The sequence below is a fragment of the Candidatus Bathyarchaeota archaeon genome (genome assembly GCA_026014465.1).
Classification (GTDB): Archaea; Thermoproteota; Bathyarchaeia; order Bathyarchaeales; family Bathycorpusculaceae; genus JADGNF01.
Map to the genome: position 1 here is coordinate 336660 of JAOZID010000010.1, position 26124 is coordinate 362783.

General features: G+C 41.9%; 24 protein-coding genes and 1 pseudogene. 4 read left to right on the plus strand and 21 right to left on the minus strand.

Going from position 1 to position 26124, the window contains the following annotated elements; translation table 11 throughout:
• Window positions 1–66: 66 nt before the first annotated feature.
• The 3 genes from NWF04_03825 to NWF04_03835 form a co-directional block, all read right to left on the minus strand.
• Complete coding sequence (locus NWF04_03825) at window positions 67–393, minus strand: winged helix-turn-helix domain-containing protein (protein ID MCW4005710.1); 327 nt, start codon at window positions 391–393, stop codon at window positions 67–69.
• Between the two features lie 62 nt (window positions 394–455).
• The gene (locus tag NWF04_03830; GenBank protein MCW4005711.1) at window positions 456–1376 is read right to left on the minus strand and encodes an SDR family NAD(P)-dependent oxidoreductase; all 921 of its coding nucleotides are present in this window, start codon (window positions 1374–1376) and stop codon (window positions 456–458) included.
• Window positions 1377–1481: 105 nt separating this feature from the next.
• Window positions 1482–2447 (minus strand): hypothetical protein, encoded by a 966-nt coding sequence (locus NWF04_03835; protein MCW4005712.1) that lies wholly within the window; start codon window positions 2445–2447, stop codon window positions 1482–1484.
• Window positions 2448–2631: 184 nt separating this feature from the next.
• Here NWF04_03835 and NWF04_03840 point away from each other — a divergent pair, with 184 nt between their 5' ends.
• On the plus strand, window positions 2632–3747 hold the full coding sequence (locus NWF04_03840; protein MCW4005713.1) for a DegT/DnrJ/EryC1/StrS family aminotransferase: 1116 nt from the start codon (window positions 2632–2634) through the stop codon (window positions 3745–3747).
• Between the two features lie 121 nt (window positions 3748–3868).
• On the opposite strand, the gene NWF04_03845 is transcribed toward NWF04_03840, so the two are convergent.
• Together NWF04_03845 and NWF04_03850 are read right to left on the minus strand one after the other, a co-directional pair.
• A complete protein-coding gene (locus NWF04_03845) occupies window positions 3869–4612 on the minus strand; it encodes a glycosyltransferase family 2 protein (protein ID MCW4005714.1) in 744 nt (247 codons plus the stop codon).
• 161 nt (window positions 4613–4773) lie between these two features.
• A complete protein-coding gene (locus tag NWF04_03850) occupies window positions 4774–6111 on the minus strand; it encodes a UDP-glucose/GDP-mannose dehydrogenase family protein (protein ID MCW4005715.1) in 1338 nt (445 codons plus the stop codon).
• A gap of 104 nt (window positions 6112–6215) precedes the next feature.
• Here NWF04_03850 and NWF04_03855 point away from each other — a divergent pair, with 104 nt between their 5' ends.
• Together NWF04_03855 and NWF04_03860 are read left to right on the plus strand one after the other, a co-directional pair.
• Window positions 6216–7094: a sugar phosphate nucleotidyltransferase gene (locus NWF04_03855; GenBank protein MCW4005716.1), complete on the plus strand. Its 879-nt coding sequence runs from the start codon at window positions 6216–6218 to the stop codon at window positions 7092–7094.
• Between the two features lie 157 nt (window positions 7095–7251).
• Window positions 7252–8529 carry a Coenzyme F420 hydrogenase/dehydrogenase, beta subunit C-terminal domain gene (locus NWF04_03860; GenBank protein MCW4005717.1) on the plus strand — a complete coding sequence of 426 codons (1278 nt, stop codon included), beginning with the start codon at window positions 7252–7254 and terminating at the stop codon, window positions 8527–8529.
• A gap of 15 nt (window positions 8530–8544) precedes the next feature.
• Here NWF04_03860 and NWF04_03865 read toward each other — a convergent pair whose 3' ends face one another.
• From NWF04_03865 to NWF04_03880, 4 genes are all read right to left on the minus strand, one after another.
• Window positions 8545–9672 carry a hypothetical protein gene (locus tag NWF04_03865; protein MCW4005718.1) on the minus strand — a complete coding sequence of 376 codons (1128 nt, stop codon included), beginning with the start codon at window positions 9670–9672 and terminating at the stop codon, window positions 8545–8547.
• Window positions 9673–9727: 55 nt separating this feature from the next.
• A complete protein-coding gene (locus NWF04_03870) occupies window positions 9728–10657 on the minus strand; it encodes a glycosyltransferase family 2 protein (GenBank protein ID MCW4005719.1) in 930 nt (309 codons plus the stop codon).
• A gap of 78 nt (window positions 10658–10735) precedes the next feature.
• Window positions 10736–11515, minus strand: coding sequence for a hypothetical protein (locus NWF04_03875; GenBank protein ID MCW4005720.1), 780 nt, complete (start codon window positions 11513–11515; stop codon window positions 10736–10738).
• Between the two features lie 86 nt (window positions 11516–11601).
• A complete protein-coding gene (locus NWF04_03880; GenBank protein MCW4005721.1) occupies window positions 11602–12066 on the minus strand; it encodes a DUF1616 domain-containing protein in 465 nt (154 codons plus the stop codon).
• Here NWF04_03880 and NWF04_03885 point away from each other — a divergent pair.
• Window positions 12060–12344, plus strand: a complete 285-nt coding sequence (locus NWF04_03885) for a hypothetical protein (protein MCW4005722.1) — start codon at window positions 12060–12062, stop codon at window positions 12342–12344. The two genes, NWF04_03880 and NWF04_03885, sit on opposite strands and share 7 nt — an antisense overlap.
• Window positions 12345–12418: 74 nt before the next feature.
• On the opposite strand, the gene NWF04_03890 is transcribed toward NWF04_03885, so the two are convergent.
• From NWF04_03890 to NWF04_03945, 12 genes and pseudogenes are all read right to left on the minus strand, one after another.
• Window positions 12419–13672, minus strand: coding sequence for a putative glycoside hydrolase (locus NWF04_03890; protein ID MCW4005723.1), 1254 nt, complete (start codon window positions 13670–13672; stop codon window positions 12419–12421).
• 230 nt (window positions 13673–13902) lie between these two features.
• Entirely contained in the window at window positions 13903–15630 is a 1728-nt protein-coding gene (locus tag NWF04_03895; GenBank protein ID MCW4005724.1) for a hypothetical protein, read from the minus strand.
• A gap of 211 nt (window positions 15631–15841) precedes the next feature.
• A pseudogene (locus NWF04_03900) lies at window positions 15842–15991 on the minus strand (acyltransferase).
• A 290-nt stretch (window positions 15992–16281) separates the two neighbouring features.
• Window positions 16282–17475 carry a glycosyltransferase gene (locus NWF04_03905; GenBank protein MCW4005725.1) on the minus strand — a complete coding sequence of 398 codons (1194 nt, stop codon included), beginning with the start codon at window positions 17473–17475 and terminating at the stop codon, window positions 16282–16284.
• Between the two features lie 95 nt (window positions 17476–17570).
• A complete protein-coding gene (locus NWF04_03910) occupies window positions 17571–18590 on the minus strand; it encodes a glycosyltransferase (GenBank protein MCW4005726.1) in 1020 nt (339 codons plus the stop codon).
• A gap of 197 nt (window positions 18591–18787) precedes the next feature.
• Window positions 18788–19684, minus strand: coding sequence for a hypothetical protein (locus NWF04_03915; protein ID MCW4005727.1), 897 nt, complete (start codon window positions 19682–19684; stop codon window positions 18788–18790).
• Window positions 19685–19689: 5 nt separating this feature from the next.
• Window positions 19690–20691 (minus strand): Gfo/Idh/MocA family oxidoreductase, encoded by a 1002-nt coding sequence (locus NWF04_03920; GenBank protein ID MCW4005728.1) that lies wholly within the window; start codon window positions 20689–20691, stop codon window positions 19690–19692.
• A 35-nt stretch (window positions 20692–20726) separates the two neighbouring features.
• Entirely contained in the window at window positions 20727–21698 is a 972-nt protein-coding gene (locus NWF04_03925) for an NAD-dependent epimerase/dehydratase family protein (protein MCW4005729.1), read from the minus strand.
• A gap of 77 nt (window positions 21699–21775) precedes the next feature.
• Window positions 21776–22528 (minus strand): glycosyltransferase family 2 protein, encoded by a 753-nt coding sequence (locus NWF04_03930; protein MCW4005730.1) that lies wholly within the window; start codon window positions 22526–22528, stop codon window positions 21776–21778.
• Window positions 22529–22713: 185 nt separating this feature from the next.
• Window positions 22714–23313, minus strand: a complete 600-nt coding sequence (locus NWF04_03935) for a DUF1616 domain-containing protein (GenBank protein MCW4005731.1) — start codon at window positions 23311–23313, stop codon at window positions 22714–22716.
• Window positions 23314–23325: 12 nt separating this feature from the next.
• Complete coding sequence (locus NWF04_03940) at window positions 23326–23802, minus strand: hypothetical protein (protein MCW4005732.1); 477 nt, start codon at window positions 23800–23802, stop codon at window positions 23326–23328.
• A gap of 593 nt (window positions 23803–24395) precedes the next feature.
• The gene (locus NWF04_03945; protein MCW4005733.1) at window positions 24396–25967 is read right to left on the minus strand and encodes a flippase; all 1572 of its coding nucleotides are present in this window, start codon (window positions 25965–25967) and stop codon (window positions 24396–24398) included.
• Between the last annotated feature and the right edge of the window lie 157 nt (window positions 25968–26124).

Genomic DNA, 26124 nt, shown 5'->3' on the forward strand with positions numbered 1-26124 from the left:
TATGGAAAAGCTATATTTGCAGAAGTAACAGAGCAGACAGGGCAGCATACGGGGAAGGAAAACAAATTATATGCCAAGTTGGGTATCACTGCTGCAAAGTTTCTCTAAAGCAGCTTTCTCTGTCTCTAATTCGGTCATTACAAGTTGAACGTCACGACAGTGAAGCTGAAAAGAGCTATACTGACTAAGGAAATCCTTGCCCTTGGCAGTTAGCTGATACAGGGAACGGTCACGTTTAACAAAATTAAGCTTCAAAGCAGTTTTAAGATATTTCTCCAAAAGCTTGAAACTTAGATTCGCCGCATGCATAATCCGTGTTTTCGGTGACCCTGACCCTGCAGCCTCCAAAATCGCAGCTATAAGACGCAGTTTATCACGGTTTTTCCTTACCATAACGCATTCACACTCTAAAACAGAAAAAGAAGGAAACAAAAGCAAATAGGCTAAGCAGATGCCTATTCAATCAGGGTTTTTAATCCATCGGTGAGGCTAACGTTTGCACTAAAACCTAGTTCTTTAAGAGTTTTGGTTTTGTCGCCGTAACTGTGTTTTATGTCACCGACCCGAGCTGGACTGTAGGTAATTTTGGATTTACTTTTTGTGACGGATAAAATGTTTGCTGCCAAGGCGTTAACACTTGTTGGAGTGCCCGTGCAAACGTTGAAAACATCCGTCTTTACTTGGGTGTTTTCTAAAGCTAAAACCAGAGCACTTACAATATCATCTACATGGATGAAGTCTCTTGTTTGTTCCCCGTCGCCTTCTACAGTTAGGTTTTCGCCTTTCAAGGCGCGGTTGAGGAATTTTGTGATAACCCCGCTGTAGGGGCTGTTCTCGTTTTTAGGTCCATAAACGTTGAAGAAACGAAGCGCTACGGTTTTAAGGTCATAGCAGTTGGAAAAGGCACTACAGTAGGCTTCTCCTGCGGCTTTAGAAGCAGCATAAGGAGATAACGGCTTTAGAGCAGTATCTTCTGTAACTGGCAGGCTTTTAACGTCGCCGTAAACTGCGGTGGAGGAAGCAAACACAACTTTTTTGACTTTGGACTGGACGGCTTCATGCAGCACATTGAATGTGCCAGTGACATTTACGTCATGGTTTGAAGTGGGGTCTACAACAGAAGTCTTAACATCAATTAACGCTGCAAGATGCATTATTGCATTGACTTCACATAAAGCGGTATGTAACGCTTTTTTGTCACAGATGTCGCCCTGAATGAAACTGAAAAGAGGGCTGTCTTGAGCGTAGTTTAGGTTTTCCAGCTTTCCAGAAGACAAGTTATCAAAAACAGTAACAAAATAGCCACTATTTAGAAGGCGTTTGACTAGATTTGAGCCGATGAAACCAGCACCGCCAGTCACAAGAACTTTATACATATTTCAATTCACCCAGATAATAATAGTTTAACGATACATAAAGTATATGCAACTTGGAATTCAACCAAGAAACTTGAGTTTAAAAAAAAAGAAAATTTTGTAGAGTTACTTCGCAGGGCGCTTAACTACCTTAAACACGGCAAAAGCTGCAATGCAAGCAAATAGCGCAACCAGAGCACCAAAAGTGTATTCTGGAACAACTACAGGCGGAGCAGGCGGTACTGTTGGAGCGGGCGGAGATGTTGGAGTAGGTGTTGGAGTAGGTGTAGGTGTAGCAGTTGGAGTAGGTGTAGGTGTAGCGGTCGGAGTAGGTGTTGGAGTAGGTGTAGCAGTTGGAGTAGGTGTAGGTGTAGCGGTCGGAGTAGGTGTTGGAGTAGGTGTAGCAGTTGGAGTAGGTGTTGGAGTAGGTGTTGGAGTAGGTGTAGCAGTTGGAGTAGGTGTAGCAGTTGGAGTAGGTGTTGGAGTAGGTGTAGCAGTTGGAGTAGGTGTGGGTCCGTCGCCAACTCCTATGGGTGTTCCAGTCAAGTCAGATGCTTTGATCATGGCCACTACGGTGTTAGGTGGAGTAAAGGTTGTGTCAACAGCTTTCCAGACGGTTCCGTCCCAGTAGGACATGATGCTGGCGCTGGTGAAGGCAGAATTTGTGATGTAGATGGTAACGTTAACGTCTGATCCAATGCTGGTTTGGTCCAAAGAGACTACTTGTACGTCGTAGAAGGCAAAGTTTACGAAGCCAAAAGCGGTATCTTCTGTTCCTGGAGGTAGTTCAGGTCCGAAGTTTATTGTAGTGATGTTAATTGGTTCACTGTCTAAGGTTGCGGGTCCGTTGATTTCAACGGTTATGTTTGTATTAGCGTGGTTAACAACCACAGCACCGTTCGTGGTAGTTACTACGTCGCTTTGGCTTATGCCACCTGAAAATTGTGCTTCTATTGGTGTTGGCTGTGTAGCTACAAAAGCTATTGCAGCGATTATGACTATGGTAGCTACGGTAATAGCAATTATCGTTGAGTGACTGCGAAGTGACTTTTGAAAACTAGTACCGTTTGAGTTTGTATGTGCAAAGTGCATCGAATAATCTGTCTCCTTTCTTTAGACGATATTCTCTGCGCTACCTATTTAAGTATATATGTTCAACAACTGCGTTGTTCTACGTATCAACAGGTCCAAAACAGGCACTGGCTTAGCTAAAACCAACGCCAACGCTGAAATATAAGCCAAGCAGATAATTTCTTAGAAAAGGAAGTCTATAAACGTGATTCCGATAAACATCCCGACAATTGGGGAAGAAGAAATAGACGCAGTCACCAAAGTCTTAAGAAGCGGCATACTCACCAGCAGTTTAGGCGCAGGTCCAAACGTGACCGAATTCGAAAAAGCCTACGCCAAATTCGCGGGTGTAAAACATGCAATTGCAGTAAATTCAGGAACCGCAGCTTTGCATGCAGCTTTGGCGGCAGCTGGCATAAACCGCGGTGACGAAGTGATTTTGCCAAGTTTTACGTTTGTAGCCACTGCAGAGGCAGTTGTTCTGGCGGGGGGTAAACCCGTATTTGCAGATATTGACCCTAAAACATATTCTATCTCGTTAGAAACCGCAAAAAAGGTCTTTACAGACAGGTGCAAGGCGATTGTTCCTGTTGACTTGTATGGGTTACCTGTGGATGTTGCGCCAATCAAAGAGTTTGCGGTTGATCATGATTTGGCGGTTGTTGAAGATTGTGCACAATCTCATGGAGCAGAATATAAGGGTAAGCCTGCGGGGGCTTTTGCGGATGCAGCTTGCTGGAGCTTGTATGCAGCAAAAAACATTGGCACGGGGGAAGGAGGCGTAGTAACAACAGATGATGATGACATAGCGGAGTTAGTGCGAATGGTTCGAACCCACGGAGAAAAAACAAAGTATTCTTCGCTTATGTTGGGTACAAACTACCGCATGACCGAAATTGAAGCGGCTATTGGCAGAGTGCAACTCAAAAGGCTGCCAGAGTTTCTTGAAAAACGAAGCCGAAATGCCCACAAACTCAATAACCTGCTATGCAACAACGACAGACTGGTTTTACCCGTTGAATCAGAAAAACAAAAACCCAGCTGGTACCTGTACACCGTCAGAATCAACGACGCAACAGAAACACAAAGAAACCAGATAATAACGGAGATGCACAGCAAAGACATCGGAGCAGAAGCATATTACCCCATACCCGTCCATCAAATGCCGTATTACCAAAAAGAGTTTGGCGCAGGCGAGTTGCCTGAAACCATGAAAGCAGCCAAACAAGTGATTTCGTTACCTATCCAACCACGAATAAGCGAGGAACAGATAGAATTCATTGCAACCGCGTTTCTAAATGAACTGCAAAAGCTGTTCTGATAAAACCAAAGCAGCAAACGACAGCGCAGAAATCAACGACAAAGAGGGTAAAAAAGGCAGTTGAAGGTGTTGCTTTGCGAAGACGGCGTGTAAATGGGTTGTTTTTCAGAGTAAAAGGGGTTTAGTGCAGCAAGGAAGCTGCGAATTCTTGGAAGATGGTTTTGAATATTTTGAAGCCGTCTCTGAAGGTTCTTAGATTGGAGGTTCCGTTTTTTCGTTCGTATTCGACGCTTGGGACTTCTTTGACGACTAAGCCGCTGGTTAAGGATTTGATGAAGAGTTCTGTTTCGATTTCAAAGTTATCAGACTCTAACACGGGAGCTAATGTTTCAACGGCGCGTTTGTTGAATGCAGCATAGCCGTAGCATAAATCGGTGTAGTTAGCTTGGGGCCAAAACATGTTCACTACGGAGGTCATGAGGGTGTTTCCGAATCTTCGCAGTGCGCTCATGTCGTGGGTGTATGCGTCTTTGAGAAAACGAGACCCTTTTGCAACGTCGGCGCCAGAAGCTAAAGCCTCAATGAAGACAGGGATTTCTTTTGGGTCCATAGAGCCGTCGGCGTCCATCAAAACCAGAGCGTCAACATCCAAGTAGCCATTGCTTAAGACCTGGCGAACTGCAGAACCTTTTCCTTTACCTATCTGCAGCACAACTTTAGCACCATTTTTAGATGCAACCTTTGAAGTATCATCGTGTGATTTACCATCAATAACTAAAACGTTCCCATAACCAAGACTCTTAAGCTCAGAAAGAACCTCTCCAATGTTCTTCTCCTCGTTAAGAGTTGGAATCACAACGCCAACAGTAACGGGTTCCTTGACAGAGTCAGAGAACAAATTGCTTTTATGCATACTTGCCATCATTTTAGCATCCACATAATCGGATACTTCACGACACCATATAAGGCAAGTTTCGGCTGAAAAAATACATCTGGAAACGAAATATAACGGCTAAAGAAAGCCTCTGGACAGACCCTTGACGTAACTTCAGGGACAGTAGATATGTAGCTAAAAAAGCAGCTTAACTATCCAAGGCCTATAGCTGCAAACTGTAGGCTTTTACTGTATTCTACGGGGTCATAGATACGTCGTCCGTCAATGAGCACAGGCTGTTTGAGGTACTTCACAAAGTTAGCGGGCGTGAGTTTTTTGAATTCATCCCATTCAGTCACGAGAATAGCTGCATCGGCATTTCTTAGGCAATCAATAGCGGTGTCTGTGTACTCAATTTTATCTTGGAATATTTTTTTGGCAACAGACATTGCAACGGGGTCATAGGCAACCACAGTAGCGCCTTCAATCAGTAGCTGGTTTATTATAGGCACCACACGGGCTTCTCGCATATCATCTGTGTTTGGCTTGAAAGCTAAACCTAAAATCGCTATCCTCTTGCCTTTGAGGGTGCCAAGTTTGTTTTGGCATAATTGAACGGCGTGAAGCGGCTGAGTTTTATTTACGTTTTCAATTGACTCTAAAAATTCAGGGGTGTAGCCCAAAGCTTTTGAAGAGGCAATCAAAGCTTTCACGTCTTTTGGAAAACATGAACCACCATAACCTAAACCAGCAGCCAAAAAGAAGGGACCAATCCTTTTATCTAAGCCCATAGCATGAGCCACAACTTTTACGTCTGAACCAGGAACTTTTTCGCAGATATTGGCGATAGTGTTGATGAAGCTTATCTTGGCTGCGAGCATCGAGTTGCTAGCATACTTGATTAATTCTGCTGTGGATAAGGTTGTTCGGATGAGGGGAGGCAGATTTTCTGCGTAGAAATCTGTGTACAGCTTTTCGAGGATGTCGCCTGCCTTTTTGTCACATGAGCCGATGACTACGCGGTCGGCGTCAAAGGAGTCCTTGAAAGCTGAGCCTTGGCGTAAAAACTCAGGATTCATGCATAAACCAAACTCTGCGCCACATTCTTTTTGGGACGCTTGCTCTAAAATAGGCTTTACAACATCTTGAGTGGTTCCAGGTATAACCGTGCTCTTTACCACTACAGTATGATAGCCCTGTTTTTGTTTTAACGCGTTACCTATTTCTTGTGAAACAGCTTTTACATATTGAAGGTCGATGCTGCCATCGGGTTTACTTGGGGTTCCTACGGCGATATAGGTGATATCAGTTTCCAACACAGCCTTCAGGGTCTGATTAGTTAAACAATGTAAACTACCGTTTTCAATAACGGCTGTAAGCAATTCAGATAAACCAGGTTCATGAAAAGGCGGGATGCCTTCATTTATCTTGTTAATCTTTTCAGAAACAACATCTGAAGCAATAACATCATAACCTTTACTTGCAAAACCAACAGCGGTACATAAACCAACATAGCCAACGCCAATTACAGATATTCTTGGTTTATTCATCATAAGATCCTCTAATAGAGATATAATTTAGCTCTAGCAGTCACATTAGATATATACTTGTTTACCCGTTTACCAAAGAAGAGGCACATGGAGACGATAAAGGAATGGTTCGCAAAGTAATAATTACTGCAGCAGGTTTGGGTACACGTTTATTCCCAGCAACTAAAGAGCAACCCAAAGAAATGCTGCCGATTTTTTCTCAAACTTTGGAAGGCGATTTGTCGGTGAAGCCACTTGTCCAAGTAGTGTTTGAACAGTTGTATGAAGCGGAGATTAAGGAGTTCTGTTTTGTAGTTGGGAGAGGAAAACGAAGTATTGAGGATCATTTTACTCCAGATGACAACTGTGTTAGAAGTTTAGAGGGAACAGGGAAGTGTACCCAAGCAAACGACTTAGAGAGTTTTTATGAAAAACTTAGAACCGCGAAAGTGATGTGGGTTAATCAGCCAGAGACCAAAGGGTTTGGAGACGCAATTTTAATGGCGCAACCGTTTGTTCAAAACGAACCTTGTTTAGTGCACGCTGGAGACGGCTACATCATATCGGAAAAGATGGATCACCTTACGAAACTAATCAGCACATATGAAAGATTCAACGCAGATGCCGCATTTTTGGTCTTAGAAATTGATAACCCCAAACAGTACGGCATTGTTGAAGGCGAAGAGATTGAATCGGGAATCATCAAGGTTGACAAAGTGGTGGAGAAACCCAGCGAGCCGAAAACAAATCTTGCAATAATGGCTATGTACGTTTTTCATCCAGTCATCTTTAAGGCACTTGAGGTAACCAAACCTGGAAAAAACAAAGAGATACAGATAACAGACGCCATTCAAAAACTCATTGACTGGGGATTAAATGTTTATGCAGTTAAGCTTGACAAAAGGTACACGCGTTTGGACATTGGCAGCCCAGAAATATACCGGGAAGCATTAACGTTATCGTACCAAAGATTTGGCCCTAAAACAGAAGAAAAGGAACAGTAAAGGAAAATTAGCAATTTTACACGGTAGTAACAAGGTAACAACCGCAAAGCGGCGCCGCGTAAAGATACAGCAGATATCAAAAGAGCAGCAATTGAAGAAGGACTCTGGATTATATGCTAAAAAGGCTTGTATCTGAATTCAAGGTTGGAAGTGAAGCATGGACTTAATTTCGAAAATAGTTGACAAGAAACTATGCGTAGGCTGTGGAACATGTGTTGGCAGTTGCCCTACGTTAAGCTTAGAAATTAAGGAAACAGAATACGGGTCATATTCACCTATCTTCAAGGGGGAAGGATGCAGTGACTGTGGTGTTTGTCTTGCGGTTTGTCCAGCAAAAAACATGCCCTTCAACTCAGAAGCCAAAGCAGCAGATAATACCCCTATTGGAGTCGTGAGGGCAGGATACATTGGGTGCTCAGGAGATCAAGAAATTCTAAAGAAGGGAAGCTCTGGCGGTTTAACATCATCAATATTAACGTATGCTCTTGAGAGCAAATTGATTGACGGCGCAATTGTAGTTACAATGGATAAAGAGGAACCATGGAGAACAAAAGTTGTCATCGCTAAAACAAAAGAGGAAATACTACAAGCAGCGGGTTCAAAATACGCCGTTGTTCCAGTAAATTCAGTTTTTGCGGCAATACGCAAATCAAAAGGCAAATTTGCGCTCGTGGGCTTGCCCTGTCATATTCGCGGGCTTGAGTTAGTGAAACAACGAGGTATGCGAAGTATTTCAGACAAAATTGTTTTCACGGTGGGTCTTTACTGCGGCTTGAACCTTCGAACAACTGCGACCACTTTTCTTACAAAAAAATTAGGCATAACTAATAAAGAAACAATTCAAAAACTAGAGTACCGACGAGGCTTTCCTGGAGCGCTTTACATCAAATCACAAAGCGGCGAGGTTTCGTTACCGAAAAAGGATTATAGGCTCATTAACCTTCTTTTCCAAAACGAAGCTTGCTCTTATTGTGATGACCTAACAAACCAGAAGGCGGATATTTCAATTGGAGACCTTTTTGATGCGGAGTCCAAGGGTCCTGTGGGGATGCTGTTAACAAGAAGCAAAACGGGAGAAAGTATTGCCGAAGAGGCATGCTTAGCAGGATACTTGAAACTGAAAAAGACGAATGTGAACAGGCTCATTAGGTCGCAAAAACAAGGGCTTATCCACAAGAAAAAAGGAGCACCGGTTAGGGAGTACCTGCGGACGTTAAATGTAGACAAGTCAGACCCTAACTATGTAGTACGACCAAAGTCTGTTCCTACTGCGGGGCAAAAAATGTATGAAACTCTTCAGCGCAGCATTCTTTTTGGAAAAATCAATAAACAGTTAGTAAGGATAGCAGAACACTTACCTTTAACGGTCACATCAGTCTTATATAGACACATATTAACGGTGCTTTTTGTATTAGGCAAGTTTTGTTACGAATAAAAGAGCAACAGCAAATCATGACGGTTTTACTTTGACGGTTAAATCCAAGTTTTGCAAGCTGCACAGTTCATAAAACCTAGCAGACAGCGTTTGTGGGTCTTCCGTGTTTTTAGACATAGTATGTTCGTTGAAATCGTAGTGGTCATCGAGCTGCCGTTTAACCCAAACTTCAGGTGAAATAGCAGGCGACAAGTAAGAACCAAAAGATTCAGTTATATATGCAGCTTCAAAACCTACAGGATTATACGGAAAAGCGTACTTGTTTTGATTCAAACCCAAGTTGAACACAGATTTCTCCAAGTACTGAAGTGATTCTGCAATTTTTTTCTTGAAGCCTGAATCACCCCATAAGCTCAAGTTGGGCTCCAGCAGATATAAGGTAGCCAACCCAGATAACGTAAACGCGAGGTAACCTTGGCCAACAGTGTATTCATCTCTTGTTAAAGCGTTACGCATACGTAATTTTGCAAAGCTCAAAAAATTTTGTGTAAGATGCCTTTCGCTTATGAGCATACCAATAAATTCGCTGTTAAACTTCAAAATGTAGGGCAGTTGTGCTAAGAATTTTGTGTTATGGTCTCTAAGTTCGGCACGATTTGTTAGAGCGGCTACTTTGTACGACATTATGAAGAACCATAATTGCTGGTTTAGAGTTGAATGCACTTGGAGCTTTTCGCCGTCTACAGCTAAAATATGCCAAAGGGATAAAGGTTCATTGAAGGGATGTTTAATGAGAACATCGTGAGCTACATCCAAATATCTTGAGTCACGTAAGATTTTGTAAGCTTCGATTAACGCTTCCAGAGTCCAAGCTTGCCCAATTAGTCCATTGCAACTTATGATCTTATTTTCAGATTCAGCACAATAAAAAGAAAAGCTGTTGGGTCTAGCATCGACGCTGGTAAGATAGGAACAAGCCCTTTCAGCAGCTTCCTTGTAAAGAGAATCATGAGTTAATTCGAAAGCTTTCAAAAAAAGAAGGCTCCAATGAGAAGTAAGACGCACGGGGGTTGCTGAATTGTTCCAAGGTCCATTATGACCAGATGGAAAAGTGCCATCTTTTTTCTGCAGGGTTAAAGCTTTTTGTGCGCTCATCAGGATGAGTTCGCGAAGGGTAATTGTTGTTTCTTTGATAGCTGCCATTGTAGATTACCTGAAAATTAATTTTATGGAGTCTAAAATACAGAGGTAGAATAAATTATGGATAACTGCTGAATTTGCGAAGAGCATAATTAATGCGAGTTTCGGTCATAAAAGGATAAAGCTTGACAAATGCATCCCGCCCAAACAGACTTAAAACAAACTGTACAAAACAGCTCATATTACGGGGGTTAGCAAGTGATGCATGAAACAAATACTTCCTGCATAACTGGATATTCCCGTTGAAACAAAAAGCAACACCAAGAGGCAAATAGTATTTTGATTTCACAACACTTGCAGGAATAAACTGGCTGTATTTCAGGAAGAAGTGAAAGAGCCCATTGGCAGTCTTGGTACGATTCGTTGTTATACTGTTCCGAGTTATATAGTAGTTAATAAGAATTTCAGGTACAAAATCAAATTCATAACGTTTCGCAATTCGCAACCATAAATCCCAATCCTGACTAGAGGGCAAAACTTCATCAAAACCATTTATCTCAACCAAAACGTGCTTTTTTACCATGACAGTTGAGGTGGTTCCTACATAGTTGTATTCTAATAGTTTGTGAAAAATTTTACCATTATATTTTGGTAAACTTTTGACCCTGCGATTGTCATAAGTTACCATTTCAAAACCAGTATAAACGGCGCCTAGAGAATCATTACCTTGTTTGAATACGGCTAATTGCTTTTCAAGTTTGGTCGGCAACCATTCGTCATCGTCGTCTAAAAAGGCAATGAATGTTCCTTTTGAGTGACTGATTCCAGTATTTCGAGAAAAATTAGCGCCTCTTTTGGTTTTATTTCTAAAATAAGTTACACACGGGTCATCATACTGGCGAACAACCTGCTCGGTGTTGTCAGTTGAACCGTCATCTACAACTAGTATCTCAAAGTCAGTGAAAGTTTGAGCAAAAACACTATCTAGTGCACGCCTAAGAAGATTAGCTCGATTACAAGTTGGAATAACTACGCTAACAACAACCAAATAAAATCCGCCTTAAGAATTCTTTCTCCAAGTGTATCTGTAATAACGCAACAAGTTTTGAGTGATGGGCTACGTCTGTCACGGGGTATCTATTATCAGAAAGGTCATAATTGAAGTTTTAGTTCGGGAATCAGTAATTTCATGGTGAATCACAATAGGTTTACCTACAACTTTTGCTAATATGCAGGCCAAGGCACTGGACAGCGTGCAGCCAACCTGATTGTGAGTATGTGGACAACTATTTGCTTGTTCACAAATTTCGCTGAGAACGTTTCCAGCAAGTGTAACTACCACTTTGTCGTCTTCAGAGCTGATTTCAATATTCTGAGCCAAGGCTAAATCGTCAATTAAGGTCTTGGGAAGCGTTTGCTTTAGTGACACAAGGTCAATTTTGGTAAAAGACATCGCCACGGCTTTTTCAAGCAATTGAGACAAACCCCTTCCGGGGGGAGTAAGAAATAGACCATCTTTGTGTTGAGAATAGAGTTGCCCGTTACCTTCATCCACCATGGCAGGTATGGAGGTCTGAGGCTTTTTGGGAAGGAAAATTAAACTTGATTCTATGTTCTTGAGGTTTTTGGGGGGTATGTATAAGCCTTTTTCAGAGGAATTAAATTCGAGTAGAATACGCTCAAGGTTATCAAATTGGGAGGTTACTATTGCATCTACAAAGGTCAAGGGTACAGTTCGAGAAGGGGAAATGTAAAAGAGGATAACACCCCAAAAGATTACAGCGGTACCAAAGATAGCTAAATAAGATGAGGCATCAAAAGAAGAAATAAGCAGTAAAACTATGCCAACTACAACTAGGACAATTTCTGCAATTTGAGGCAAGCGGACATTTTTTAGCGAGGGCATGTTTGGAGTTAACCTCTCTTTTACTGTTCAATAGCAATTGCACATTTATTATTTAGGCTGCTTGAGTTCAGTTTTCAACTCAGTTATTAGTCAGTGGCTGTTTTGGAGTTTTTCACCGTTTGATATTCACGGATAATGCTTACTGTAGCGAAACTTAGAGTGAAAACGACCAAAACTGTGGTTAACGGGACTAAGGTTATCGCCCAAGGGGTATAATTAAGCAACAAGCCGACCATAGAATCAAACAATAGGCTAGAGCCAAGGCTCAATACGAAGCGGGCAAAAACATTGAGAGGCGCATTGGTTGAAGGCTTAGCAGTAACTGGCGGAAATAACAAGCGTATCAGAGCATACCCAGGCAGGAAAGCCAAAAAAACTCCACCGAAAAGAATACGCAGAAACTGCAGCACCACGAAATCACCTGGAACTAAAAGCACAAAGACCACAGTTAAAACAGTGAACGCTACAATTATCCAGTACCAAGCCGCTTTTTCTGAAAAAAGAAACTCAGAAAATGTGCTGCCAGCATCGTTGAAACTCTTGGTTGTCATTTGAAGTCACCGGGATTATGTTTTATACACCAATTAGAGAAATAACGCGCAAGGTAAACGTTGCAAAAAACAAAAACGCCAAAAAGAAAGACCCAAGTTTAAGCTTTCTTTTATCCACCTCAAAGTTTGTAGACCCATACCGAGAAGAAGAAAACTCTGTTAAGACGAGCAAAACAATCGTACCTACCGCTATTAAAAATGTAACATCTTCAAAGGTTAATGGTGGAATTTGCACAGTTTTTCCTCTTCAATGGATATCAAGCAGACGCCGAGTTTAATAGTTTTATGGAATATTTCGTTATTAAAAATTTGAGCATGAGAAAATCAAAAAAGGAAGGTTGATTGGAAGGGTTTAGCGTTCTATCAAGACTAACCCTTCATGGGGATTTATCACTAAAGAGGTTGAAGCTGCAGTTCCGTCCATGAGGTCATAATTCTGGTCTGCGGTGTATGTGAGGGGAACGTTGGATGGATTAACGAGGACTAAGCCATTAGAGAAGTCACGAGCGAAAAGTGATATGGACTCAACTTGATAGTAATCACCACATGGCACACCAATGTTCAACTCTTTAATCTGACGGACAAATGAAAGCACCTGAGGGTCTTCGATCATTGTACTTGGGGAACCGCCAAAACCAATGAAATTCTGGCCTGAATTTTCTATTCCAAGTAGCAGTGAACAAAAGCCAAACATTGCCAAATCGTACTTTGTTTCAGCGTAGGGGATAGGCGGGCATTCAACTGGTACGAGCGTTACATAATGGTTTGCAGGGTTTCGTGATAGAAAACTGTCTTGAATCCATTGTACCATGTTAATTGATTGTTGCCATTGATCAACAGAATAGTATTTCGTAGTGTATGAATGATAAAATGGACCTTCACTCATGATTCCAGTCAAACCAGGAGTATTCGATAATATGTACTGATAGTTAATGCCAGTTGGCGTACTCATTTCGAAGCAGAAGCCAGTGAAAATTCCATTAACCACAACTGTTTTGTCGACCCCGACGGCAGCAATTATTGCATTCAACGTATCAACACAACCGTCAAGTATTTGCTGGGTTGTAAATGGTGAACCAGTAGCGGGATTGATAGGCGTTGAATTTGACCCACGCACCCAATCTTCATAGCTGTAGAGCAGGCTGTTATCAACAAAGACACCTGCAAAAGACGGATGCTGTTCAAGCCAATCTGCGACGTTACGACCAACCCATTGTTGATAAGAAGAATTGGTAATGTCAACCAAGTAGTCGGTAGCAGGATCGGATTCAGCTACATAATTGCCCTGCAGGTCTTTAAGCAACCAACCTTGACTTTCAGCGTAACTCCATTCTTCGACCCAGTAGCTATAAATCGAAATCATATTACGGTAAATCAGGAATTCGTAGTCAGGGTTAATTGAAAGGACTTGTTGCATCTTTTCATCATATTCGTTACTAGGATCAAGCACTCGCCATGATTGGCTCATATTGAAGTTGTTGGCGATGGTCTCTGCATCATATTCATTGAAGTTCCAAGATAATTCATAGGTCCCAACCTCAAGGGATGAGTGGACAACCGTGCCAGAAGATGGAAGAGAAGCAACCGCAGGCTCCGCATTACTCACTACAGACAGCGGAAGTAAAAGGGATACTGATAACAGCATAACGGCGAAACAGATACTAAATCGTTGTTTTAGACAGCGATACATGAATTAATCGTTAATGTTACGATTTAATATATATTTTTGTCGTCTTGAACTACACAAATACAAAAACAAAAAGCTTGCCCGGAGAAACCTAGTTAGCAACAATAAGTTTAGAATTCGCGAAGATAAAGGCAAACCAGAGAAAAATGTTACTTTGAGACGGGAGTGTTTAACAGCACATAAGATTCTCCATTATTATAGATCACACTATCGTTCTGAACTGATTCAGCTATTGCAGTAGGAGAACGCGATTGGGCAGGCTCTGAAAAAACTCCAGCTTTCCCAGGAAGGTGGGTTACAAAGAAGTTATAGCCTTGTACGGGTTTGTCACCAAGCGGATAATAGCGGCTGGAATAGTGTTCTGCAGCAAAAGTATTATTGCTTACAGCCGTTATTTGATTTAGAGTTATTTCATCCGCGGCTATGATACCAGCAGATACGTAAGTTACCACAAATTTTGCTACTGCTCGCTGATAAGCCGAGTTATATGTAAAAGTGTTTGCTATTGGAACGGTAGCAGGCAAATCGTCGTATAGAATGTTTGCTTGGGGGTATATTACGTCACAGCTGTAAACTTGGATTGTTGCCAAAGCAATCAAGCAAGCGAAAACTATAGGCATAAATCCTTTCCACTTTTTGTGCAAACGATAAACAGCATATCCAATGAAAAAAGGAGCAGAAAGGTTTACGAAAAATAGGAAACGTACAGGACCAAGACCAACACCTAACCCAATAAAAACTCCTAAAATGGATAAGCAACAAAAAACGAGCATAAAACGGCTCACATCAGCCAGTTTTGGTCTCTTAAATAAAATAAAAGCTATACCGACGCAAGCTAAGAACAGCGCAAAAAGATCAGCACCTTCACGTACAATAACTGTTCTTGAAGCGGCCAACAAGTCTACACGCACCAAGGAAAAAAGAACGTCTGGAACGGCTTCAGCCCTTGGCCCTGACCCAGTTCCTAATCGGAGGAATACGTCGTTTGCTATTTCAGTTAAAGTTGAAATACCGTGGAACATAAGCCATGATGCGCTTATTGAAGCAATTGTTAAAACAGCTGGAAGCGCAACGACCCGGTTTAACCTGCTGAAGGGAACTTTTTGCAGTACAAAAATGAGAGCAAGAATTACTGCTAAAACAACAGATGAAACAGAGTGGGCTGCAGCCAACCCAATAACAAAGAAGATGCATAGTACCCAATAGCGGCGGTCTTTTTTTGCGATTACAGAAACTATAAGGTACAAAGTAATAAACGCAAGGAACATACCAAACAAAGTTCCAGTTACGATATAACTGAAGAAGGATAATGGAATAGCAGAAATTAGTAAAACAAACTTTGTTATAGAATCATTTTTTGGAAAGACTAGTTTTACTAGAACATAAGTCAAAGGTGGATATATGCACCCGAAAACGAGAGGCAGATACTGCATTATGTTCTGCACTGGAACGTTGAGAACCATGGAGAATTCTGAAAAAAGGACGTGTAGTAGGGGAGTGTTAACGTAGAAGGTAAAAGAGGGTGCGTTTGTTGAGGATATTCTCCCTGTTGAAGCAATGTAGGATGCGAGGTTGTATTGCATCTGCTGATCGATGAAACCGCCGGGGAACCAGCCGTATTTCAAAGCTGGAACCAGTATGAAGATAAGTCTACCGATAACTGCCAGAATAACAAGGTAAGACAGCTTTTTCTCTGAAAGGAAACTAAACAAAAAGGCAGATATGAAAAAGATAAAAGGTAACTCTAAGCCTTCTAACGCCCAGCTATCTTGGTAATCCCGCCTAATCAAGATAGCGCTTGCTACAAGATATGCTATTGCAACAAACAAAAGTAGCTTGGAAAGCAGGTTTCGATTAATCGTGGTAATTGCCTCCAACGGCAGCTTCGTAAAAAATAATCATCATTTCATGAAAAAGAGGCATAAAGCTATGTTATTAACTATTTGATATACCAGCTTTTCGTTTGAGATTTGTCCAGAACATATAGGGGTCTTTTTTTCTTGGTCTTTCATGTTCGAAATCAGCCGAGACTATAAAGGAATCAATTTCATCTCGACGAGATTTGATGTAGTCATCAGTGTTTTTGATCACGCGGGCGGGATTTCCTGCAACTATAGACCCATCAGGTACATCACGCGTAACAACGCTTCCCGCGCCGATAATAACATTATTGCCTATATGAACGTCGGGAAGAATTATAGCTCCAGCACCAACGAAACAATTATCGCCGATATGCACTAGACCCATCCGTGAATAGCCAGTTTGGCGTTTTGTGCTTGCGTCATGTGCAATGATTTGTACATAGAAGGAAAACGTGCAGTTGTTTCCTATTGAAATCAACCAAGGAAACGTTGGGTCTATAACGACTGTGCGCGCGATACTACAGTTATTACCAACTGTAAGACCTTTTTTGATTAACCATTTAACTCGCAGTTTTGAAGGAAGTTAAAATAACGCATACAATACCATGCACTAACACCAAGTGACCAGTTTTTTGGTTATCATAACTCATCAGGTATAAATAGAAGTTACGGGGAACTCGTTGAAAGCAGCTTAACTGCTTTATGTAGAAGTTGCTGATTTTTTTTCCAGTCCGCCTTATCCTTAGCAACTTTTAGACCTGCTTTAGCCATTTCGTTGCGGCGTTCAGGATTCTGGATACAGAATATGAGGTTTTGGGCTAAAGCTTCGGGGTTTTTTATTTGGGTAAGCAAACCGTTTTGGTCATGTTTAATCCATTCGCGGTTGGGAAGTATGTCTGAGACAACTACGGGTAAACCGCAAGCCATGGCTTCTAACATTGAAATCGAAGCGCCATCAGAATATGAAGTTGAAACATAGATTTGAGCGGCTCTCAGATGGCTAGGAAGCTCCTTATTTGGGATTCTTCCTGTAAAATGAACATAATCAGTTACGCCTAACTCGGAAACCAAGTTTACAAAAGACCCAGTTAATTTGCCGTGACCCACAATCAAGAAACGAGCGTTTGGACACGATTTTATTACAAGCGGAATAGAGCGAATTAGGTCCTCTACACCATAAACCGGAAAATGATTCCGTGTGCTTATAATAACTGTTTTATCTTCCCAGCCCAGTTGCTTTCGAACTAAAGAACCATCAACTGAGGGGGAAAACCTGTCTAAATCAAGTCCCCAAGGGAAATTCCACATTTTTTTAGAATAGCCTAGTTGTCTAACTGCGTTAGCTTTAACAGCACTGTCAACGATAACTCCGTCTGCTCTACCTAAAATAAACCGAGCCACCGTTCGCAAGACAAAAGAGTTTTTGGCTTCGTCAAGTACGTCAGCGCCCCAAATTAAAACAACGAAGGGGTGGAAATTGGAAAAAGCAGCAGCGAGACCATACGGATTAGTCCCTGAGGCACCATTCCCAATTATTAAGTCAGGGCGAGACTTCTTGACGTAACGTCTAAAAAGCAATGCCCGCATGAAAGCTTTCAAAAGCCAACCAGCATTTCCTTTTTGCGAAGACATCTGCAAGGTTAAAGGTAACTTTAGCAGGGGAGGGTCTTTTATGGTGACTATTTTTGCGTTTGGAGAAATCGCAATAGGCGGTGCCTTTTCACGGATTACTTCGGTTCCAGTTTCATCAAAATAGAAGGCAGTAAGGTCAAAATTGTCGGCTAAAGCTGCAATGAACCGTTGATTTGCGTAATGTTCAGGCCAATTAGCGTAGATAACTTTCAAATCAGTATCAGTCATGTAGTAGCACCTCATGTTTTAGAGAAATGCAGTGAAGAAAAAGTTGGGAAAATATTCCCGAAAGGTTGGCAGTTAACCAAAAAGGGAAAACCTTCTTAGTCAACTCTTCTTGTAGAGGCCACGGTTTCTATTTTGTCAAGTGAACGCCGTTTTATGGTCACTTCATACAGTGCTTTTAGGAGACTGCTCTCGAGGTCAAAGAAGGTAACAATGAAAGAGCGCGAAAAGATCAACGCAACAACAAAGACCAAACCGATGAGACCCCAAATTGCGGCTGCGAAAAAGAAATTAAAGAACGTTAGCGGAACAAGCAGCAAAACGCCCAGCAAAAGCGATATGGGGACAATGGAGAGCATAGCAAAGTTCAAGGGCAAGATTATGGAGCCATACTTGCCGTATTCTCTTTTGAACATCATATGCTTGAAACGTGTGAGAACTCGAATCAGGTTAGCTGCGCGGATTGTTTTTTGTTTCACTCGGTCATTTCGTGAGGCAGCCGCGTATTCATAGAATTTCACGTTTGGGTCATATACGGTTCTAAAGCCTTTCTGGCGAATAAACAGGCCCACAGCAGTATCGAAGGTTTCAAAGCAGTTGTCAAAGTCTTTGATGAGTTCGCTTCGGACAGCGGTTGCTTCACCTTTTATGTACAAAGTTGAATCCATTTTGGTTTCGGCTGTTCGGATATAATTGTAGATTTTCTGGTATAGGCTCTCAGATTTGCCGATTTGTTCATCCACATTTAAAATGACATCGTTACCAGTTACGGCGCCGACTTTGGGGTTCTGAAAATGAACAACGAGCCTGTTTAGGGCTTCACTATCCAAAAACGAGCCAGCATCGCCCAAAACGGTTATCTCGCCTTTGGCGGATTTTACTCCCGCAATCATAGAGGGGCTATAACCCATGCGTTCCTTAAACTGCAAGAGATGCACACAGGAATGCTTTTTGGCGTACTCCGCAATTATTTGAGGAGTCTCGTCGTTGGAGTCGTCTGCAAAGATTATTTCCATTTTGTCTTGGGGGTAGTTGAGGGAGAGGAAGTTTTCGATTTTTTTTGCGATTATTGTTTTTTCGTTGTGGGTAGGTACAACTATGGACACGGTTGGTTGCAAAGAGGTACCACCGCTTGTTTCCGGGTTTGAAACGGCTTTTTTTGTCTTGGATGTGTTGTAGTACACCAAAATTATGCCGTAGGTACCGAAAACAAAGAAAGGAATCGCAAAGCATAAGACCACAAGGATCTGCAAAATAAAACCTATTTCAATCACTATATTTTCGCCTTCATTAATTAATTCTAATAAGAGAGGGGTTAAGTTAGCCGCTGTGAGAACAACGGAAACAGTTCACGCGCTTGTTGTGGATTAGACACGCCTGCGACTACGCCTTTTAGGTTATCTAAGCCTGCAACGTAATCTACTGCTTGAGGGGGTTTGAAGTAGCCACAAGCCATAACGCTAATTGCGAGTACGTTAGGGTGAGGCATTTCGGACAGGGTAGCTTCGCATTCTTCGCGTCCAGGATTCATCTGGAAACCTACTTTGTTGAATGGCGTCGTAATCATCAGCTCATTGAGGTCATAACCCCAGCTTGTTAGCTTGTTCACCAACAGCGGGAAGTTACGGGTGTGGAAGCCAGGGGTGACATTGTGTTTTTTGAGGTAAGTTGCGTAGGTGTCAAAGATCCATTTGAAATCTAATGCCAGGCTCATGTCAGTTACTACTTCGTGGAGGAAAAGCGACGAGAGGGGGGTTTTGTCTCCGACGGCGGATTTGATTCGTGAGATCTCGTAGGCTAGATATGTTTCCAGAAGACTTGAGGGTTCTGACCGGGTTACTGCTTTTAAGCCGCTGAACATGGCTCCAAGGTTCCCTGACCCTGCGATTTGTTTTATGAATTTGGTTGCAAGACCAGGTGTGCCAGTTTGGGTGGCTATTCGTACGTATTCAAAGGTATAGGGAACAATTGCGTACAGGTTAATCCCCAAGGCGTCTTGTTTTTTGCGCATAGCCTTTAGGATGCCAAGAGTTGTTTCGCTAACTGAAAACATGAAGCCGTCAGCACCATTTTCGATGGCAGTGAACACGAGGTCGGCGCGTTGGTTGTCAGTTGAGTCGTTTCCAGATCGGGCTCTGGCGCGTTCCTGTGAAAGATGGCTTATGCCGTGGAATGGATTGTCTCCGATGATAATTTCTTTTTTAGTAGTCATGTTTATCATTGCCCCTCCATGGTTTTTACTTGCTCGATGATGTAGTCGACTTTTGAGGCATCATCAAAGCTTGGAGATGCTTGTTTGTGTTGTCTAACGGCATCTATGAAATGCGCGTTTTCTCTGTAATACTCTGATTCGCCTAAGTAGAAGGGTACGCTATCGGACAGGTCTTGTCGGTATAGCTTCTTTTGATCACCGTTCTTCTCGGTTAGTATTATGCGGTCATCATTGACGGCAATTGTTCCTTTTTCACATTCGATGCTTAGACCAAATTCAGGCATCCGGTAATTTTCCATGTTTTGGGAAACCTCAAAGACGCCTGGAACGCCGCTGGAGGTTTTAGCTGAGAAAGACACGGAAGTTTCAGCGTCTTCTCCGCTTTTGACGCAGGATAATACTTGATTGACAGCTAAGTCGCCAAGCAGCCAAAGGCTCATGTCTATGATGTGGCAGCCGATATCGCGTAGAGCTCCACCTCTGGAAGCAGATGATTGCGATTCTTTTGTGAGTCCTTGGAAGTCAGAGGAATATGCAAATGACTTGAAAGAAACGATGTCGCCGAGCTCTTTTTGCTCAAGCAAAGACTTGGCTTTACCAAAAACAACGTTGAACCGTTTCATGTAGCCGACCATGTTTACGCTTCCAGCTTTGTTGGCTAGTTCACAGAGCTCTTTTGACTGAGCATAGGTCAGGGCCAAAGTTTTTTCACAGAAAACGTTCTCGGCTAAATGGTCCTTCAACAAACTGCTAACAAGAAATGAGTGAGAAGCAATCGGTGTTGTAACATAGACAACTTGAAGGTTTAGGTCCTTGAATTTTTCGATATCATCAACGACAGATACTCCAGTTGGGGAAAACATTTTTTTGCCGATTCTATTTAGAATGTTGCTTTTATCACATAAAGCAACTAACTCGACATTAGGAAGGGTATTTACGATGCTGGCATGCAGTAAACCCATTTTTCCTATGCCAACTACGCCTAGTCTTATCTTTTCAAGTTGCAATAAAAAACACCTAAATTAATGAAAAAAAGGATTCATTATTGTTTTTCTCGGTCTTCTTTGAGCATTTGCTGAATCCAAGTGTATGTTCGCTTCAAACCTTCTTCAAGAGGCACAGCGGGTTCCCAGTGAAGAACGTCCTTTACCAAGGTTAAGTCAGCGTTTCTTCCGCGTACTCCTTGAGGCGCCGTTAAGTCATGGGTCTTTGAGATTTGTTTACCCGCAATCGTGGCGACCATGTCTGCGAGCTCGTTGATGCTTACAAGCCGATCTGAACCAATATTGATTGGTTTTTCGTAATCAGACTCCATAAGCGTAACTGTCCCTTTAACAGCGTCATCTACGTAGCAGTAACTTCGGGTTTGTTTGCCGTCGCCCCAGATATCAATGGTTCCAGGGTTTGATGCCTCGGCAACTTTTCGGCAGATAGCAGCGGGAGATTTTTCTCTTCCACCCTTGTAGGTTCCTTCGGGCCCGTAGATGTTGTGGTATCTCAAAACGCGAATTGCCATGCCGTAGTCACGTTGGTAAGCTTCACAGAGTTTTTCAGTGTAGAGTTTTTCCCATCCATAGAAATTGTCTGGGTCAGCTGGATAGGCGTCTTCTTCTTTTAGACCGGGTAGTTCAGAATTGGTTTGACGGTAAGTTGGATAGATACAGGCAGATGAGGTGTACAGGTATCTTTTAACTTTGTTAATTCGTGAAGCTTCAAGCATGAAAGTGTTAATCAACACGTTATCATACATTACTTCGGCTCCAACGTCAGTTATGAATCCAATTCCGCCCATGTTCGCGGCAAGATTGTAAACTTTATCCATGCCCTCAGTTGCCTTAAGGCAGTTTTCCTTAACCCTAAGGTCGAGGTCGCATTTTTCATCGTAGTACTTTTCTTTTAGGTAGTCGTCAAATTTTATATCAGCGATTCTAACGAAGTTTCCTTGTTGTTTCAGGTACCTAGCTAAGTGGCTACCGATGAATCCACCACCGCCAGTGACTAATATACGTTCCATTTTTTCAGCACAACCTTTACTTTTATAACCGACTATTTAAACAGATATGGACAATAATTCTACGGGAAGAGTATTCATTAATGAAAACTAAAAAATTGTTTAAATATTGTTTTAAAAATCTTAAAGCCATCTTTGAATGCATGTAGATTAGATGTCCCATTTTTACGTTCATATTCGATGCTTGGAACTTCTTTCACGCTCAACCCTAGAGTTAAAGCTTTTATGAAGATTTCAGCTTCAATTTCAAAATGCTCAGACTCTAAGACGGGCGCTAACTCTTGAACTGCACGCTTATTGAACACAGCATATCCATAGCACAAATCAGTGTAATTCGCCTGAGGCCACAAAGTGTTGACGGCAAACATCATAAGTTTGTTACCAAGCCAACGAAACGTGGTCATATCATGTGTGTATCCGCCCTTGATGAAGCGTGAACCTTTAGCTACATCAGCTCCCAAGTTTATTGCATCGATAAATGCAGGTATCTCTTGGGGATCCATGGACCCGTCAGCGTCCATTAGCACTAATGCATCAACATCTAGATAGTTGTTATTGAGAACCTGTCGGATTGCGTTGCCCTTTCCACGCCCAGTCTGTGCAACAACTTTGGCACCGTTTTTGGCTGCCACGTTTTTTGTGTTGTCTTTTGATTTGCCATCGATTACTAGGACGTTAGAAAACCCTAGGTCTTTTAATCTGCAGATAACATCTTGGATGTTTTTTTCTTCGTTTAGAGTTGGAATAACAACGCCCACATTGATTGTGGGATAGGACACCATTGAAGTAAGTGATGTTCCCGTTGTGTGACCAGTTTGTAGTGGAGTTGACAAGTTACATCTAGCTACCATTAGCTAGGCAACTCCCAAAGTAACAGCTTGGAGCGGACTACTATACAATAGCATACGCCTTTTTCTCCTTTCTCCATATAAAGCGCCTTCCGACTCTTTTATCACCAATACAGGTATTTAAATCATCATAGACCACAGGTCTAGAATCAATATACTATGAAGCTGTTTTATACAGCAGAGGTAACGTTGAGCCAGAAATAAACAGCGCGCTGATGATACTGAATGCTCCCTTCTGTTTGGTTAAAAGCCCATAACTCCAGCAACAGTTGATAAGGGAACCCGTTTTTTTCAGAATCCCAAAGTGCCGTGGCATCCACGTCAAAGGTTACATTATTTATTGTAAGACTCTGCAAGGTTGATTGATTGTTTGCAGCAGTAAAACCAGATAGTGAAAAAACCAAAGGCAGCTCCACGGTCTGCTCGTCCTGAAGAAGGACACGGTACTCATATAATGGTGGAAGACCCGAAGGAGTCCCCGCTGTTATATCTGGAAAAGATTGAGTTGCGTTTCTCAGGTAGATATAGCAAACATAGTAAAAAGGACTGCCCATGTGATTGCCTACGCCTAACTGGACTTCATAATCAGTGTCGGGTTGGATATTGAAGGGAATACCTTCAGTCATGTGCCCAGACCCTAGAATGTATATTTCTGAAAACGGTTCGTCACCTGGAAAAGTAACATAAGCGCTGATGGCAGGGGAGGAAAGAATCAAGATGCCAATTAGACCAGCAGTGATGAAAAAGAGCTTATATGTTCTTAGTTTCATGCATTAGTCACTTCAGGTTTTAATTTTGCCTGCCCGTTTGAGGTAGTCTTGTTTGAATTCACGCCATAAAAGGAAAAGACCAGCAACGAACACTGCACAGCTAATGATAGCGACTATGATGGTTGTCCAGAACGTATTTTGGCTGGAAACTGCGGCTTCTTCTTTTAGACTTTGCGCGTCAATAAGAACCTCTTGAGCCGCAACCATAGCGTTATCAGCCATATTTGTGGCTAAGTTCAGGTCACCAATTCGGTAGCCCATTTCGGCTTGAGACAAAAAGGCAGCGGCAAGATTTAGCTTGTCCATTAAAAGTGTGATATTTGCACCAGCACTCTTGGCATCTGCAACGGCTACAAAAGCTTGTTCAACTGCAGTATTAGCATCAAGCAAATCTGAGTCTATTTGGGCAACACTAACATGCAGACCAGAAAAACTGATGCTGCATACAAGAAGAACAGAAAGCAATACAATACTTCGCCTATGACTCATTGCTAGTTTACCCCAAACCAGACATCAAGACCAAATTAAACTTCATGAACGAAATTATAATCAACAGATTACCCAGAACTGGAAAACACAGTTAACAAATCCCCCTCTGACGAGAGCGGATAAGAATTAACATAAAACCCTTAAAGCAAAGAGCAGGGGTTTTCCTGTTTCCCAACTTCATATCAGGAACAGATTATGCCTTAATAAACCATTAGGTATTAAAAAACCAGCCCAATTTTATAGAACAAAGTTCTATTTGATCAATTCTTACAAAGAAAAAGCACAGACAAAGCGCTTTTTGCGAAAGATATTTTTCAACCTTTTGATTCGCCACATAACCAAGATAATTGGAGATAGCACACAAACAGCAGTTAAAACTTTAAGCTAAAGGACGAAAGCGTAAACGCGTTTTGGTGACAAGCCACAAGAACGTGTAACAGCTAAAACTAGATGAATCCCTCTCTGACGAGAGCAGACAGAAATAGGGTGTCCTGAAAGTGATGTGTTGCAGGAACAGCTTCTTTCACAGATACTATTCTTGCCGTATAAGTGTTTAGGATTTAAACTCAATGTTGCCAAAGAAAAGACGCCAGTTAAGAAGCGTTGATTAGGCGTAAGAGTCGTTTTTGGTATGCGAACAGCGGTTTAGCTATATACTTTAGCAGGGGTATTCGCGACGTTATTCTGTCAAGTTCTTGAAGGTCGAACTTGTTGACCACACGCATTAGAGGCATCAAAGTAAGGAAAGCTGCTAAATATGCAATGCCACCGATAACTAAGACAACAAAGGAGCTCAATGAAGTAAAGAAAAGCAGCATTAAGGAAGGCACAGCAGAGATAGCAGAAACCAGGTAGATACGCAGTATTGACTTTAAGTTGAAACCAATGTTAAGCTGTTTTTTCGCAACTATTGCTGCATACAAAGTCGCGACCGCTCCAGCGATTAAATATGCCACTATAACCCCAACTACATCGTAAAACATGGCAAATATCGGAGACAAGGTTATCAAAAGAACGAAGTTGATCAAGGTCATATTCATTGTTAAACGAGTTTTCCCTAAACCGTTGAACACTCCAGTAGTCAAAGTCAGATAGCCAATACCGACTAAGAAATAGAGCGAACAACTCAAGGAGAGAAAGAGAGGAGCAGTAGTGTATTCTGCGCCATAAAGGAACTGTACGATGGGTTCAGAGAAGATAATTACCAAAGTTGTTAGGGGCACAATTATTAGTGTTGTGTATTTGTTTGCTCTATTGAAGAATTTGTCGATCAGTTCAGGTGAGTGTTCTAGTTTGGAAAAAGCTGGAAGCAACGCAGTTGAAATCGCAGTTAAAATTATTGTCAGAAGCGTAGCAAAATTGTAGGCGGCTCTAAAATTTCCAATGGCAGCATCTGTGGAAAAGAATGCCAAGACAAGCTGTTGATAAAGAGGAAAGAAACCAACTAGAACAACTGAAACGTACACGGGCATGCAATAGCGGCCTAAAATCTTAAGTGAATCAGAATAGCTTTGAGAGACAAATTTGCCAGAAACCGAGCTGGATCTAAAAAATTTAAAAATCAACAAAGCAAAGCCACAGACAGCGGCAATTGCAAAACCGGCGATATACCCAATCAAGGCACCCATTATACCAAAGCCTAACACAACAAGAGAAAGCTGGGATACAGTCCTAACTATTGCTTGTGTATTGGATGTAAGAGCGTTATATTCTGACTTATCTAGGCCGATAAAAGCGCCATTAAGGGTAGTGTATATTGCTTGAAATATCAAAGACAGAGCAGATATTTGAACATAAAACGCAAGGTCAGGTCGATTAATTAAAAGCGCAAAAAAATCTGGGAAAGCAATACATAAAGCCGAGAATACAAGACCTATGGCTACACGGAAAAGCAGCCCATGATTTATGATACGTGCAGCATGTGCATCTTTTCCCTCTGCGCGAAGGCTAGAGACAAATTTTGTAATACCCGTGGTAATTCCAAGGTCAGTAAACAACAAAAGAAGAGGCACAATAACAATCACAAGGCTATATTGCCCGTATAATTCTGGACCTAAAAACCTGCCAAGAAGAACAACAGAAATTGCCAAAATTGCTGAAGACAGAGTTGTTCCAGAGAATAAAAAGAATCCTCCGCGTGCTGAATCCTCCGTTATTTTTGACAAGTCATCTGCTTCTATGGGTATGTCATCTTTTTTGGCCGTTTTTTATCCTTCCAGTTTTCTGTCTGCGATTCAGCGAGCATGTATCGTATATGAAACGGGTATTTAAATCAAGATAGATTATGTGTCTATATCAAAAGTGAAAGCACTTGTTCAAAGC